Annotated in this window: 17 protein-coding genes; 12 read left to right on the forward strand and 5 right to left on the reverse strand. The window is 73.0% G+C overall.

Annotated features, from left to right (window positions below):
• The first annotated feature begins 332 nt into the window (after positions 1-332).
• The 7 genes from ACFYYN_RS28235 (at position 333) to ACFYYN_RS28265 (ending at position 6,961) form a co-directional block, all read left to right on the forward strand.
• Positions 333-1,406 carry a ParA family protein gene (locus tag ACFYYN_RS28235; RefSeq protein WP_499511083.1) on the forward strand — a complete coding sequence of 358 codons (1,074 nt, stop codon included), beginning with the start codon at positions 333-335 and terminating at the stop codon, positions 1,404-1,406.
• Positions 1,403-2,062, forward strand: coding sequence for a hypothetical protein (locus tag ACFYYN_RS28240; RefSeq protein WP_500548004.1), 660 nt, complete (start codon positions 1,403-1,405; stop codon positions 2,060-2,062). Before ACFYYN_RS28235 ends, ACFYYN_RS28240 begins: the two co-directional genes overlap by 4 nt.
• A gap of 61 nt (positions 2,063-2,123) precedes the next feature.
• Entirely contained in the window at positions 2,124-3,287 is a 1,164-nt protein-coding gene (locus ACFYYN_RS28245) for a segregation and condensation protein A (RefSeq protein WP_500548005.1), read from the forward strand.
• A complete protein-coding gene (gene scpB / locus ACFYYN_RS28250) occupies positions 3,280-3,957 on the forward strand; it encodes an SMC-Scp complex subunit ScpB (protein WP_500328560.1) in 678 nt (225 codons plus the stop codon). The genes ACFYYN_RS28245 and scpB overlap by 8 nt, the downstream gene beginning before the upstream one ends.
• A complete protein-coding gene (locus ACFYYN_RS28255) occupies positions 3,957-5,057 on the forward strand; it encodes a pseudouridine synthase (protein WP_500328558.1) in 1,101 nt (366 codons plus the stop codon). The genes scpB and ACFYYN_RS28255 overlap by 1 nt, the downstream gene beginning before the upstream one ends.
• 117 nt (positions 5,058-5,174) lie before the next feature.
• Positions 5,175-5,951, forward strand: a complete 777-nt coding sequence (locus ACFYYN_RS28260; protein WP_500548006.1) for a nucleotidyltransferase domain-containing protein — start codon at positions 5,175-5,177, stop codon at positions 5,949-5,951.
• A gap of 20 nt (positions 5,952-5,971) precedes the next feature.
• Positions 5,972-6,961, forward strand: a complete 990-nt coding sequence (locus tag ACFYYN_RS28265) for an ADP-ribosylglycohydrolase family protein (RefSeq protein ID WP_500328596.1) — start codon at positions 5,972-5,974, stop codon at positions 6,959-6,961.
• Here ACFYYN_RS28265 and ACFYYN_RS28270 read toward each other — a convergent pair.
• The 5 genes from ACFYYN_RS28270 to ACFYYN_RS28290 all read right to left on the reverse strand — a co-directional run bounded on the left by ACFYYN_RS28270 (position 6,920) and on the right by ACFYYN_RS28290 (position 9,833).
• On the reverse strand, positions 6,920-7,630 hold the full coding sequence (locus tag ACFYYN_RS28270) for a nucleotidyltransferase domain-containing protein (RefSeq protein WP_500548007.1): 711 nt from the start codon (positions 7,628-7,630) through the stop codon (positions 6,920-6,922). The genes ACFYYN_RS28265 and ACFYYN_RS28270 overlap by 42 nt on opposite strands.
• A gap of 18 nt (positions 7,631-7,648) precedes the next feature.
• The gene (locus ACFYYN_RS28275) at positions 7,649-8,101 is read right to left on the reverse strand and encodes a Rieske (2Fe-2S) protein (RefSeq protein WP_500328553.1); all 453 of its coding nucleotides are present in this window, start codon (positions 8,099-8,101) and stop codon (positions 7,649-7,651) included.
• On the reverse strand, positions 8,098-8,688 hold the full coding sequence (locus ACFYYN_RS28280; RefSeq protein ID WP_500548008.1) for a DUF6529 family protein: 591 nt from the start codon (positions 8,686-8,688) through the stop codon (positions 8,098-8,100). Before ACFYYN_RS28280 ends, ACFYYN_RS28275 begins: the two co-directional genes overlap by 4 nt.
• Before the next feature lie 33 nt (positions 8,689-8,721).
• Positions 8,722-9,381: a hypothetical protein gene (locus ACFYYN_RS28285; RefSeq protein ID WP_500548009.1), complete on the reverse strand. Its 660-nt coding sequence runs from the start codon at positions 9,379-9,381 to the stop codon at positions 8,722-8,724.
• Between the two features lie 89 nt (positions 9,382-9,470).
• Complete coding sequence (locus ACFYYN_RS28290; protein WP_500328549.1) at positions 9,471-9,833, reverse strand: DUF952 domain-containing protein; 363 nt, start codon at positions 9,831-9,833, stop codon at positions 9,471-9,473.
• Between the two features lie 118 nt (positions 9,834-9,951).
• On the opposite strand from ACFYYN_RS28290, the gene aroH reads away from it, so the two are divergent.
• From aroH to der, 5 genes are all read left to right on the forward strand, one after another.
• A complete protein-coding gene (gene aroH, locus ACFYYN_RS28295; RefSeq protein ID WP_500328547.1) occupies positions 9,952-10,314 on the forward strand; it encodes a chorismate mutase in 363 nt (120 codons plus the stop codon).
• Positions 10,311-11,396 carry a prephenate dehydrogenase gene (locus ACFYYN_RS28300; RefSeq protein ID WP_500548010.1) on the forward strand — a complete coding sequence of 362 codons (1,086 nt, stop codon included), beginning with the start codon at positions 10,311-10,313 and terminating at the stop codon, positions 11,394-11,396. Before aroH ends, ACFYYN_RS28300 begins: the two co-directional genes overlap by 4 nt.
• 89 nt (positions 11,397-11,485) lie before the next feature.
• Positions 11,486-12,199: a (d)CMP kinase gene (gene cmk, locus ACFYYN_RS28305; RefSeq protein WP_500548011.1), complete on the forward strand. Its 714-nt coding sequence runs from the start codon at positions 11,486-11,488 to the stop codon at positions 12,197-12,199.
• Positions 12,157-12,855 carry a lysophospholipid acyltransferase family protein gene (locus tag ACFYYN_RS28310; RefSeq protein WP_500548012.1) on the forward strand — a complete coding sequence of 233 codons (699 nt, stop codon included), beginning with the start codon at positions 12,157-12,159 and terminating at the stop codon, positions 12,853-12,855. The genes cmk and ACFYYN_RS28310 overlap by 43 nt, the downstream gene beginning before the upstream one ends.
• 66 nt (positions 12,856-12,921) lie before the next feature.
• On the forward strand, positions 12,922-14,366 hold a 1,445-nt coding region (gene der / locus ACFYYN_RS28315; protein WP_500548013.1), incomplete at its 3' end, for a ribosome biogenesis GTPase Der.

Consider the following 14,366-nt stretch of genomic DNA (forward strand, 5'->3'; position numbering starts at 1 on the left):
GTTGGCGTCAACTTGTCGCCAATCCGGTACGCACGGCCGGGTCTTGAGTCTCAAGGCCCGGCCGTTCGCGTGGAACCATACTGTTTTGCCGATTCGTCCCCCCGCGAAACATCCCCGGCGTCGTCGTTACACCCTTGACAGCGAGACGTTCGGTTGCCGACACATCGTGCCGTGTCCGGTGGATTGTGTTGCTGTGAACCACCGACACGCCATAGAGTCGCCAACCGTCGGCATGCTGCAACGCTGACCTATTGAGAAGTTTCCTGGTCACCAAGGAGGTAAGACGACTTGTGAATGAGTCGACATTTGCTCCCGGGGGTGGTCAGCCAGGAATGACCGTGCAGACCGACGGCTCCGCACGGCTCGAACCGGTGGCCTCCGTGGCCGTCCGGACGTTCGAGGCGCGCAGGACCGGGACAGACAACGAGACGCGTTACGCGAACCCCATGGCGCACTACGAAGAAGAGCTGCAGGACGGTCAGTTCTACGACCCCGACGCGGAGTACGAACCCGACCCCGAGTACGCGGCCACGCTCGCACCCGACGCGGCGCGCCAGCGCCGTGAGCGCGTGGGCCCCACCGGCCGCCCGTTGCCGTACTTCCCGATCCCTGGCCCACTGACGGACCACGGCCCGGCGAAGATCATCGCCATGTGCAACCAGAAGGGCGGCGTCGGCAAGACGACGTCCACCATCAACCTCGGTGCCGCGCTGGCCGAATACGGCCGCCGCGTCCTCCTGGTCGACTTCGACCCGCAGGGCGCGCTCTCCGTCGGCCTCGGCGTCAACCCGATGGAACTGGACGTCACGGTCTACAACTTGCTGATGGAGCGCGGGCTCTCGGCCGACGAGGTGCTGCTGAAGACCGCGGTGCCCGGCATGGACCTGCTGCCCAGCAACATCGACCTGTCGGCCGCGGAAGTCCAGTTGGTCAGCGAGGTGGCCCGCGAGTCCTCGCTGCAGCGCGCGTTGAAGCCGCTGCTGCCCGACTACGACTACGTCATCATCGACTGTCAGCCCTCGCTCGGCCTGCTGACCGTCAACGCCCTGACCGCGGCCCACCAGGTGATCGTCCCGCTGGAGTGCGAGTTCTTCGCGCTGCGCGGTGTCGCGCTGCTCACCGAGACCATCGAGAAGGTCAGGGAACGGCTCAACCCCGAGCTGGAGCTGGACGGCATCCTCGCCACGATGTACGACTCGCGCACCGTGCACAGCCGCGAGGTGCTGGCGCGGGTCGTCGAGGCCTTCGACGACCACGTCTACCACACCGTCATCGGACGGACCGTCCGCTTCCCGGAGACGACGGTCGCCGGTGAGCCGATCACCACCTACGCCTCCAACTCGGTCGGCGCCGCCGCCTATCGCCAGCTCGCCAGGGAGGTGCTCGCCCGGTGTCACGCCGAGTGAGTCTCCCGGGGGCCGACGAACTGTTCCGCACCACCGGGGGGCGGGGGCTCCAGTCCGCGACGCCGCGGCAGCACGCCAACGGCGAGACTCCCGGCACGGGCACCGGCGGCGGCCCCGGCACGGACTCCGGCGCGCCCGGCGAACGCCCGCTGCGGCCCGTGCCCGCCCCCGGCGAGGAGCCGGCGCCCGAGGAGGCGCCCGTCAGCGAGTCCGCGGCGCCCTCCGAAGCCGCCGAGCACGGCGGACGGGACGCCGGCACCGACCCCGGCACCGCGCCCGCCCCCGCGGCCCGCTCCGTCCCCGAGCAGGCGGGTCCGTCCGGTCAGGCCGTCCGGCGCGGCCTGCAGGCCCCCGGAACGGGCTCCACGGGCCCCCAGGCGGCTCCGCAGCCGCCGCAGCCCCCGCAGCCGCGCCGCAAGTCCGGTCGGGCCCCCAGGCGGCCCAGCGGGCGCGAGCGCCACGACGAGAAGATCACCGTCTACGTCTCCGCCGAGGAGCTGATGGACCTCGAGCACGCCCGCCTCGTCCTGCGCGGGGAGCACGGGCTCGCCGTGGACCGCGGGCGCATCGTCCGCGAAGCGGTCGCGGTGGTCCTGGCCGACCTCGAGTCCCGCGGCGACGCGAGCATCCTCGTACGCCGCCTGCGCGGCCGCTGACGCGCTCCGCGCGATACGGTGCCGTCCTCCGTACGGCCCCGTCAGCACCATCTGGACCCCCATGCCCCCCGACGACACCGCCAGCCCGCAGCGCTCCCGCCGCCTCCTCGGCCGCGGTCCCGGCGCGAACCCCGTGCCGCCTCCGGCCGTGGCCGACGAGGGCGCGGGCGAGGCGGGCAGTGACTTCGGCCACACCGCGCCCGCGGCGCCGCCGCCACCTGCCGCCGTCGAAGCAGCGGCGGAGGCGGTCCCGCAGCCCGAGGGGCACCTGCTCGTCGCGGAGCCGCCGCCCGCACCGGAGGCGGGGGACGACGGACCCCAGGCCGCGCCGGACGGGGAGCGGCAGCCTGCGGGCGAGCCGGGTGACGAGGGGAACGCCGAGGGCAGCGCCGAGGAGGGCGCCGCCGCGAACGACGGCCGGTTCACCGTCCGGCTGGCGAACTTCGAGGGCCCCTTCGACCTGCTGTTGCAGCTGATCTCCAAGCACAAGCTCGACGTCACCGAGGTCGCCCTGTCCAAGGTGACGGACGAGTTCATGGCGCACATCCGCGCCATGGGACCGGACTGGGACCTGGACCAGACCACGGAGTTCCTGGTCGTCGCGGCGACGCTGCTGGACCTGAAGGCCGCGCGCCTGCTGCCCGCCGCCGAGGTGGAGGACGAGGAGGACCTCGCCCTGCTGGAGGCCCGGGACCTGCTCTTCGCCCGGCTGCTCCAGTACCGCGCCTACAAGCAGATCGCCGCGATCTTCGCCGAGCGGCTGGAGGCCGAGGCGCTGCACCACCCCCGCACCGTGGGACTGGAGCCGCAGCACGCCGAGCTGCTGCCCGAGGTGGTGCTGAGCATCGGTCCGGAACGCTTCGCGCAGATCGCCGTCAAGGCGATGCAGCCGAAGCCGAAGCCGCAGGTGTACGTGGACCACATCCACGCGCCGTTGGTGAGCGTCCGCGAGCAGGCGGAGCACGTCGTCGCGATGCTGCGCGAGCGCGGCGAGGCGAGCTTCACGGAGCTCACCTTCGACGCCCCCGACACCCTGACGGTCGTCGCGCGCTTCCTGGCCCTCCTGGAGCTGTACCGGGAGAAGGCGGTCGCGCTCGACCAGGAGGAGGCCCTGGGCACGCTCCGGGTCCGCTGGACGGGCGGCGAGGCGGCACCGGCCCAGCCGCTCGTCACCGACGAATTCGACCAGGTGCCGGCCGTCGCGAAGGACGGGAAGGATGGCTGACGTGACGGAGGTGACCGGGGTGACCGAGGCGGTCGAGGGGACCGGTGAGGCGGCGGAGGGCGCGCCCGCGGGGCTGCTGTCCGTGGCGGAGCTGGAGCTGAGGCCCGCCCTGGAGGCGGTCCTGATGGTCGTCGACGAACCCGTCACCGAGGAGACCCTGTCGAAGGTGCTGGAGCGCCCGCGCCGGGAGATCGCGATCGCGCTCCACGACCTCGCGGAGGAGTACGCCGCGCAGGGCCGCGGCTTCGACCTGCGCCTGATCGCGGGCGGCTGGCGGTTCTACACCCGGCCCGCGTACGCCGCGGCCGTCGAGAAGTTCGTCCTGGACGGCCAGCAGGCCCGGCTGACCCAGGCCGCGCTGGAGACGCTGGCGGTCGTCGCGTACCGGCAGCCGGTGAGCCGGTCCCGGGTCTCCGCGGTGCGCGGGGTCAACTGCGACGGCGTGATGCGCACCCTTCTGCAGCGGGGTCTGGTGGAAGAGTGTGGGACGGAAGCCGAGACAGGTGCGATCCTGTACAGGACGACGAACTACTTCCTGGAGCGGATGGGCCTGCGCGGCCTGGACGAGCTGCCCGAGCTCGCCCCGTTCCTCCCGGAGGCGGCCGCCGTCGAGGCGGACTCCCTGGAGGGCGTCCCCTCATTCGACCCGGACTCGACGACGGATACTTGATGCGAAGCAGTAGCGGCAGCGGCAGGAACAGCGGCGGCAACCGGAATCCCCGGGGTGCCGATGGGGGCACGTCCCGGTCCAGGACCGGGGGGCAGCGCGACGACCAGCAGAAGCGCGCGGGCCGGCCCCGTCCGGAGGAGCGGCGCTACGACGTCGGCGGCAGCTCCGGCGGCCCCGGTGGAGCGGGCGGAGCCGCCAAGCGCGGCACCGGCGGCAGGCCGGGCGGCACCGGCGGCAAGCCGGGCGGTGCCTCGGGCAAGCCCCGCAAGTCCACGCCCGCGCGCCCGCGCGAACTCGACGCCCAGATCGAGGAGCGCAACCGCGAGCGGCACAGCAAGCCCAAGCTGAACCTCCCCAAGACCTTCCCCGGCGCCGAGCAGGAGGGCGAGCGCCTGCAGAAGGTGCTGGCCCGGGCGGGCATGGGCTCGCGCCGCGCGTGCGAGGAGCTGATCGAGCAGCGCCGTGTCGAGGTGAACGGCAAGATCGTCACCGAGCAGGGCCTGCGCGTGGACCCGGACAAGGACGAGGTGCGCGTCGACGGGCTGACCGTCGCCACGCAGTCGTACCTGTTCTTCGCCCTGAACAAGCCGGCCGGCGTCGTCTCCACGATGGAGGACCCCGAGGGCCGCCAGTGCCTCGGCGACTACGTCACCAACCGCGAGACCCGGCTGTTCCACGTCGGGCGGCTGGACACCGAGACCGAGGGCATCATCCTGCTCACCAACCACGGCGAGCTGGCCCACCGTCTGACCCACCCCCGCTACGGCGTGCAGAAGACGTACCTCGCCGCGATCAACGGCGTGCTGCCGCGCGACATCGGCAAGCAGCTCAAGAGCGGCATCGAGCTGGAGGACGGCTGGGCCCGCGCCGACAGCTTCCGCGTCGTGCAGCAGACCGGCAAGAACTACCTCGTCGAGGTGACCCTGCACGAGGGCCGCAAGCACATCGTCCGCCGCATGCTGGCCGAGGCGGGCTTCCCGGTCGACAAGCTGGTCCGCACCAGCTTCGGCCCGATCGCGCTCGGCGACCAGAAGTCCGGGTGGCTGCGGCGGCTCACCAACACCGAGGTGGGCATGCTCATGCGCGAGGTCGACCTCTGAGCCGTCCGGTCCCCGCCGTCACGGGCCGGTCCGCGCCCCTGCCGGACCGGTTCTCTGACCGGCTTCCCATCGGATAAGGACTTTCCCGGAGGACGCCGTTCCGGGAAGGATGGCGCCATGACCATCCACGCCGAACGTCTGCGCGGGGCCGGGCTGCCCGAACTCTCCCCGGTCCTCGCCCAGCAGGGACACCCGTTGCTGTTCGCCACCGTCTCCGGTGCGCACCTGTACGGCTTCCCGTCCCGCGACTCCGACGTGGACCTGCGCGGCGTCCACCTCCTCCCGCTGTCCGACCTGATCGGGCTGCGGGAGGGCGAGGAGACCCAGACCCGTATGTGGGAGCGGGACGGCCTCGAACTCGACCTGGTCACCCACGACCTGCTGAAGTTCGCCCGGCTCATGCTGCGGCGCAACGGCTACGTCCTGGAGCAGCTGCTGTCCCCGCTCGTGGTGCACACCAGCGGCGTCCACGCCCAACTGGTCGACCTGGCACCCGGGGTCATCACCAGCCACCACGCCCACCACTACCGGGGCTTCGCCCGTACCCAGTGGGAGCTGTACGAGAAGACCGGCGAGCTCAAGCCGCTGCTCTACACCTTCCGGGTGCTGCTGACCGGCATCCACCTGATGCGCACCGGCACCGTCGAGGCGCACCTGCCGACGCTGCTGGACCACGTCACCGCCCCCGGGTACGTCCGCGAACTCATCCACGAGAAGGCCGTCGCCGAGCACGGCCTCGCCATGGACCTCGACCCGCGCCGCGTCCACGCCGACGTCGAGGCCCTGCACGCCGGTCTGGACGACGCGCAGCGGGACACCCGGCTGCCCGGCGAGCCGGCGGCCTACGACGCCCTCCACGACCTGGTCGTGCGCACCCGGGTGGCCGCGGCGTGAGACGGGCCGCCTCGGGGGCGATGGCGGGGCTGGCGATCGGTGACGCGCTCGGTTTCCCCACGGAGTTCAACGACGTCCCGTCGATCCTCGCCAAGTGCGGTCCGTGGCGGGAGATGGAGCTGCCCCGCCCGGCCTTCGTCACCGACGACACGCAGATGACGCTCGCCCTCGCCCGCGGGCTGCGCACGGCGATGGACCGCGGCCCCCTCACGCCGTCCCGGCTCGCCCGCCCGGTGCGCGAGGAGTACGTCGACTGGTACCACTCGCCCGACAACAACCGCGCCCCCGGCCGCACCTGCCTGGTCGCCTGCGAGAAACTGGACCACCCGGACCGGCCCTGGCAGGAGGCCAGTCAGACCGGCTCCAAGGGCTGCGGCGCGAACATGCGGGTCGCCCCGGTCGGCCTCGTCCCCGGCCTGCGCCCCGAGGAACGGGCGGGGGCGGCCCAGTTGCAGTCCGCGCTCACCCACGGCCACCCCACGGCGCTCGCGGCCTCGGACCTCACCGCGCACGCCGTCCACCTGCTCGCGCAGGGCGCCGCCCCCGCGGAACTGACCACCCTGCTGCGCGGCTACGCGATGGAGCAGCGCGACACGTACCACGAGTGGTGGCTCGGCGACCTGTGGCTGCGTGCCCAGGACCACGGCCCGGTGGCCTTCGTCCGGCGCGGCTGGGACGAGTGCCTCGGGGTGCTCGACCGCCTCGACGAGGCGCTCGCGGCGCCCGACCGGGAGGCCGACCCGTGCCTGGCCGGCGGCGCGGGCTGGATCGCCGAGGAGGCGTTCGCGACCGGCCTGCTGTGCTTCCTGCTCTTCCCCGACGAACCCGTCACCGCGGTGCGCCGGGCGGCGTGCTCCTCGGGGGACTCCGACTCCATCGCCTGCCTGACGGGCGCCTTCGCCGGCGCGCACCACGGCCTCGCGGCCTGGCCGGACGCCTGGGTGGAGCGCATCGAGCACCGCGACGAACTACTGGCCCTCGGCGCCCTCTGGGACGGCGACGGCGGCTGACGCCCGCCGGACCCGGACGAGGAAGTCCTCGACGCGGGCCCGGTCCGGCTCGTCCGGGAGCGGACTGCGCGGAGCGGCGGCCTCGGCCTCGCCGTACAGCCGGAGCATCCAGGACTCCGTCTCGGACCAGCCGACCTCGCCGCGCTTGACCGCCAGCAACCGCTCCCGGTGGTCGCCGACCCCTATGCGCAGTTCGCCGGTGCGCAGCAGGTCGCGGGCGCTGATCAGCAGACGCAGCAGGTGCATGGCGTGCTTCCAGCGGGGCGCGCCGTGCGTGCGGACGTCGGCCTCCAGCTTCCGCAGCTGGCCGGTGGCGTAGCGCGCGAAGCTCTCGTGGACGTGCCGGGACAGGAAGGCGCCGCGCAGGGCGAGCAGTTCCTTCCCGGTGTCGTCCACGTGCTCGACGAGCGGGGAGTGGAGGCACTCCAGGATGTTGGGGTTGGCGCGCAGCGCGAGCTCGCAGAACCGCTCCAGCTCCCAGGAGAACTGCTCGGGCTCCGGGCCGTCCACGTGGCGGGGCGGCTTGTCGAAGCGCCAGAAGAGCGGCGTGGGCGCCACGTACACCCCGCGCCGGTCGGTGTCGCTGCCGTCCGTGGCCAGGCCGAAGGCGCGTGAGCCCATCACACAGGCGTAGACGGTGTGCCGGCGTACGAGGTCGTGGTCGCGCATGGACGGGGATCGTACGGGCTACACGAGGAAGATCTCGCCGTCTTTTTCGGTGATCTCCTCGGGGGGAAGCGGCTTCTTGGCCGGTCCCGCGGCCACCGAGGCGTCGGTGATGCGGAACTTGCTGCCGTGGCAGGGGCAGTTGATGGTGCCGTCGGAGACGCTGTTCACGATGCAGCCCTGGTGGGTGCAGACGGCGGAGAAAGCCTTGAACTCGCCGGCCTGGGGCTGGGTCACCACGACCTTCTTGTCCGTGATCACCGTGCCGCCGCCCACGGGCACGTCGGCCGCCTTCACCAGCGCCGCGCCCTCCCCCGACGGGGGAGCGGAGGCCGGTGCCGAGCTCGGCGCGGAGACGGGCTCCGAGGCCGGTGGTGGCGCGGAGGTCGCCGCCGCGGGCGGCGCGCTCTCTTCGCCGTACTTGCTGCAACCCGCCAGCGCTGCCGTGGACAGCAGCACCATGCGTCGCTTCATGTCGTCACCCCGACCGTTCTGAAGAACCACAACGCGGACGTCAGCCACAGCACCGTCAGCGCCGTGAAGACCAGCCCGCCGACGACCGGCAGCAGCCAGCCCGGCAGTCGCTCGGCCCGCAGCAGCAGCATCTTTGCGGTGAATGCCCCGAAAAAGAAGCACCCGAGCAGCGAGTGCCACATCACGCGGCTGCTGTACGTCTGATAGCCCAACGCGTACAGGCAGTGCACGGCGACCGGGATGGCCAGCAGGAACGCGATCCGGCCCGACCAGCGGTGCAGCCCGCCGGTCCAGGAGGGGGCGCGGACGCCCGGCACCTTGCCGTACATCACCAGCGCCGAGACCGCCTGCACCAGGGCGAAGGCGAAGGCGGCCGTGGCGAGCCAGGACTTGACCGCGCCCGTGCTGGAGAAACCGGCCAGGTTGAAGGCGGTGCCGGCCGGGTCGTGCACCCTGCCGTACGCGCCGAGGGCGACCGCGACCGCCGCGGCGGCGACCGCGGGGACGAGGAACACGGCGACCCGCCGGCGGGGGCGCGGTGACGGGGCCGGGAAGGACGTGGTGGCGGCGTTCGGGTCCACGTTCATGGGGCGCTCCTGCTCCTGCCTGCGGGCGGACGGTCAGGGGATCGGCCGTGCGGTGAGCTGCGTGCCGTCCACGGTCACGGCGCCGGTGGCGGGGTCGATGGCGGGCGCCGCCGACGGTTCGCCGTCGCGCGAGACGATCCCCACCTGCTTGCCGTTCGGCAGCACGATCCAGCCGCCGACGACCCGCGCGCCGCGCACCGAGGCGGTCGCCCGGTACAGACCGGACGGCTTGACCGCGCGCTGCGCGGTGAAGGGCTGCTCCACGCCGGTCAGCCGCACCTCTCCGGTGACGCGGCCGCCCTCCAGGGTGCCCTCCAGCGAGGCGCCCCGGTCGCCGGTCAGGCGCATGCCGCCGTCTTCCCGGACGTCGCCGCGCAGCCAGGCCTCCTTGGTGCGCCCGTCGCAGACGTACGCGACGGCCTTGCCGTCGCGCAGCGCGATCGCGACGCTCGCCGCGTCGTCGCCGGTGCGGCCCGCGTAGTCCGCGTCCGGGCGCGGGACCGCGGTGCTGCGGGACGGGGAGGCCGCGGGGGCCGACGACGGCGGGGCGGCGGACGGCGTCCGGCTCGCGGCCGGCGGGCCGCCGCCCTTCGGCCCCACCTGCGGCGGTTCCGTCGTCGCGTTGAGCGACAGCATGATCAGCGCGAGTGCCAGCCCCGCGAGGAGCGTGTGGAGCGGTCCGGAACGCTTCATGTCCGCCTCCCCCGAGGCCGCGCGGTCAGGGCACCATCGAAGCGGACGGCCCGCCCCGCGTCCAGGGGCGTGTCAGGACGAAGCGGCGCTCACGACCACACCGCCAGCGCCACCGCGCGACCCTCCGTGTCCCGCTGCACCTCCAGCATCCCGACCACCGCGCTGCGGTTGATGCGCCCGTACACGTGCGGGAAGCGCGTCTCCTGCGGGACTCCCGGCGGCGGCACCGGATCGGCGTCCTCCCACAGCACACGGGCCTCCAGGGCCTCCTCGTCGATCAGCAGCACCATCAGCGGGCCCGGGGTGCCCCGGTAGAAGGCGTCGGCGACGGCGAGCGCAACCGCCTCGTCGGGCGCGCAGTGCACGAACCCGTCCTCGGCGAGCGACGAGGGCGCGTACGGACGGTCCGGGTCGCGCAGCCAGTCGTCCAGCGGAACAAGGTGGAAGATCATGCTTCATGGTGTACCGCAGCACCCCTGGCGTCTCGCAGGGCGGGCGTGTCCGCCGCGCCCCGTCCGCCCCGACTACGCTGACCAGGTACGTGCGCGCAGCAACACAGGGAGCGATGACGTGGCGGTACGAGCGGTCCGCGGAGCCGTCCAGCTGGAGCGGGACGAGGCGGAGCACATGCACGAGCAGGTCGCCGAGCTGCTCACCGCCATCCTGGAGCGCAACGGCATCGCGGTGGACGACCTGATCAGCGTCTGGTTCACCGCCACCCCGGACCTCCACAGCGACTTCCCGGCGGTCGCCGCGCGCAAGCTCGGCATCACCGACGTGCCGCTGATCTGCGCGCAGGAACTCGACATCGCCGGCGCCATGCCCCGGGTCGTGCGCATCCTCGCCCACGTCGAGTCCGGCCTGTCCAAGGGTGAGATCTCCCACGTCTACCTCGGCGCCGCGGCCGCCCTCCGCAAGGACATCGCCCAGTGAGAACCGCCCTCGTCATCGGTACCGGCCTCATCGGCACCTCCGCCGCCCTCGCGCTCGCCGCGCGCGGCGTCGAGGTCCACCTGGAGGACCACGACCCCGCCGTGGTGCGCACCGCCGCCGCGCTCGGCGCGGGCACCGACGAACCCCCGTCCGGCCGGGTCGACCTCGCGATCGTCGCCGTGCCGCCGGCCCACGTCGCCGCGACCGTCGCCGACGCCCAGCGCCGCGGGCTCGCCCGCGGCTACCTCGACGTCGCCAGCGTCAAGGCCGGACCGCGCCGCGACCTGGAGGCGCTCGGCTGCGACCTGACCTCGTACATCGGCACGCACCCCATGTCCGGCCGCGAGCGCTCCGGCCCCCTGGCCGCGACCGCCGACCTCTTCGAGGGCCGCCCCTGGGTGCTCACCCCGACCCCGGTCACCGAGACCGAGGTGCTCAACCTCGCCCTGGAGCTGGTCGCGCTCTGCCGCGCCGTCCCCGTCGTGATGGACGCCGACGCCCACGACCGCGCCGTCGCCCTCGTCTCGCACACCCCCCAGCTGGTCTCCAGCATGGTCGCGGCGCGGCTGCAGCACGCCGAGGACAGCGCGGTCCGCCTGTGCGGCCAGGGCATCCGCGACGTCACCCGGGTCGCGGGCTCGCAGCCCGGCATGTGGATCGACATCCTCTCCGCCAACCCCGGCCCGGTCGCCGACGTCCTCGCCGATCTCGCCGCCGACCTGACGGAGACCGTCGAGTCCCTGCGGGCCCTGCAGTCCGCGGACGACGTCAAGCGCCGCGACGGCGCCGCCGGCATCGAGGACCTCCTCCGCCGCGGCAACGCCGGCCGGTCCAAGGTCCCCGGCAAGCACGGCTCCGCCCCCAAGTCCTACGACGTCGTCGCCGTCCTCATCGGCGACCAGCCCGGGGAGCTCGCGCGGCTCTTCGCGGACACGGGGGCGGCGGGGGTCAACATCGAGGACGTGCGGATCGAGCACTCGACGGGGCAGCAGGCGGGTCTGGTCCAGTTGATGGTGGAGCCGGCTGCGGCGGCGCGTCTGTCGGCGGCGTTGCGGGAGCGTGGCTGGTCGCTGCGCGCCTGAGCGGGGGCCTGGGAATTCGTGGTACGGAGCCGAATGGGTGGGCCGGTAACCTTGTGGGGATGGCATTGCGCCAGCCGTGTACCTGCTCCATGCACAAGGAAGGTCCCCCGACTGTGTCGAATCCGGTGATCGTCGCGATCGACGGCCCCTCGGGCACTGGCAAGTCCAGCACTTCGAAGGCGGTCGCGGCCAAGCTCGGCCTGAGCTACCTGGACACCGGAGCGCAGTACCGGGCGATGACCTGGTGGATGCTGAGCAACGGCGTCGACGTGAACGACGCAGCCGCCGTGGCGACCGCCGCCGAGAAGCCGGTGATCGTCTCCGGGTCCGACCCGGCGGCGCCCACGATCACGGTGGACGGTGTGGACGCCTCCGGCCCGATCCGCACCCAGGAGGTCACCGCGGCGGTCAGCGCCGTCAGTGCGGTGCCGGAGGTGCGCAGCCGCCTGGTCGGGCTGCAGCGCGACGCGGCCACCGCCGCGCCCGCCGGCATCGTCGTCGAGGGCCGCGACATCGGCACCACGGTGCTGCCGGACGCCACCGTCAAGATCTTCCTCACCGCCTCCCCGGAGGCCCGCGCCGCCCGCCGCGGCGGCGAGCTGAAGGCCACCGGCAGCGCCCAGGTCGACCTCATGGCGACCCGGGAGGCCCTCGTACGGCGCGACGCGGCGGACTCCGGCCGCAAGACCTCCCCGCTGGCGAAGGCGGACGACGCCATGGAGGTCGACACCAGCGAGCTCACCCTCGACCAGGTCATCGAGTGCGTCGTCACCCTCATCGAGGAGAAGCGGGCGGCTTCGTGAGCGACTCCTCCGCGGTTCCGGGACCGAAGGGCGCGGCCGTCGGCCGCCGCCTCGGCATCGGGATCATCAACAGCCTCTGGCGCCCCCGGGTGCTCGGCGCCTGGCGGTTGCCCGCCTCGGGGCCGGTGATCCTGGCCGTGAACCACTCGCACTACGTGGACGGGCCGGTGCTCATGGGCACCTGCCCGCGCCCGGTGCACTTCCTGATCAAGAAGGAGGCGTTCATCGGGCCGCTGGACCCGTTCCTGCGTGGGATCGGCCAGCTCCCGGTGGACCGCCACAGCACCGACCGCACCGCGGTGACCAGCGCGCTCGGCGTGCTGGAGCGCGGCGGGGTCCTGGGGATCTTCCCCGAGGGCACCCGGGGCGAGGGCGACTTCGCCGACCTGCGGGCGGGCCTGGCGTACTTCGCGGTGCGCTCCGGCGCGCCCATAGTGCCGGTCGCGGTCCTCGGCACGTCCCGGCCGGGACGGCTGATCCGCGGCCTGCCGCCGGTGCGCGGCCGGGTCGACATCGTCTTCGGCGACCCCTTCGACGCCGGTGACGGCAGCGGACGCCGTACGCGTACGGCACTGGATGCCGCCACCGTGCGCATCCAGAAGCACCTGAGCGGACACCTCGAGTACGCCCGGCGCACCACGGGCCGCGCCTCCTAGCGTCGGCCTGATCCACACTGGGGCGTGCAAGCCCCCGCACATTTGACGATCGACGGAGAAGCTTTCATGGACATCGAGAACGAGTACGGCGAAGTCGGCGCGCTCGACGACGCCGAGTACGCCGAGTTCATGGAGCTCGCCGCCGAGGAGGGTTTCGACCTCGACGAGGTCGCGGGCGACCTCGCGGCGGCGGGCCACGGCCCGCTGCCGGTCGTCGCGGTCGTCGGCCGCCCGAACGTCGGCAAGTCGACGCTGGTGAACCGGATCATCGGCCGCCGTGAGGCGGTCGTCGAGGACCGTCCCGGCGTCACCCGCGACCGCGTCACGTACGAGGCCGACTGGAACGGCCGCCGCTTCAAGGTCGTCGACACCGGCGGCTGGGAGCAGGACGTCCTTGGCATCGACGCGTCCGTGGCCGCGCAGGCCGAGTTCGCGATCGAGGCCGCCGACGCGGTGGTCTTCGTGGTGGACGCCACGGTCGGCGCGACCGACACCGATGAGGCCGTCGTCAAGCTGCTCCGCAAGGCCGGCAAGCCGGTCGTGCTGTGCGCCAACAAGGTCGACGGCCCCTCGGGCGAGGCGGACGCCGCCATGCTGTGGAACCTCGGCCTCGGCGAGCCCTTCCCGGTCTCGTCGCTGCACGGCCGCGGCACGGGCGACCTGCTGGACGCGATGCTGGAGGCGCTCCCCGAGGCGCCGATGCAGTCCTTCGCCAACACCATCGGCGGCCCGCGCCGCGTCGCGCTGATCGGCCGCCCGAACGTCGGCAAGTCCTCGCTGCTGAACAAGGTGGCGGGCGAGGAGCGCGTCGTCGTCAACGAGCAGGCCGGCACGACCCGCGACCCGGTCGACGAGCTCATCGAGCTCGGCGGCAAGATCTGGAAGTTCGTGGACACCGCGGGCATCCGCCGCCGCGTCCACCTCCAGGAGGGCGCGGACTACTACGCCTCGCTGCGCACCGCGGCCGCCCTGGAGAAGGCGGAGGTCGCCGTCGTCCTGATCGACGCCGGCGAGACCCTGGCCGAGCAGGACACCCGCATCATCTCGCTGGCCGTCGAGGCGGGCCGCGCCATCGTCATCGCCTACAACAAGTGGGACCTGCTGGACGAGGAGCGGCGCTACTACCTCGAGCGCGAGATCGAGAAGGACCTCGTGCAGGTCCAGTGGGCGCCCCGGGTGAACGTCTCCGCCCGCACCGGCCGCCACATGGAGAAGCTGGTCCCGGCCATCGAGTCCGCCCTGGCGGGCTGGGAGACCCGGGTCCCCACCGGCCGTCTCAACGCCTTCCTGGGCGAGCTTGTCGCCGCCCACCCCCACCCGATCCGCGGCGGCAAGCAGCCCCGCATCCTCTTCGGAACCCAGGCCGGCACCAAGCCCCCGCGCTTCGTGCTCTTCGCCTCCGGCTTCCTGGAGGCGGGCTACCGCCGCTTCATCGAGCGTCGGCTGCGTGAGGAGTTCGGGTTCGTGGGGACGCCGATCCAGGTGTCGGTGCGGGTGCGGGAGAAGCGCGG

The sequence above is a fragment of the Streptomyces sp. NPDC001902 genome (assembly GCF_042891295.1).
Lineage (GTDB): Bacteria > Actinomycetota > Actinomycetes > Streptomycetales > Streptomycetaceae > Actinacidiphila.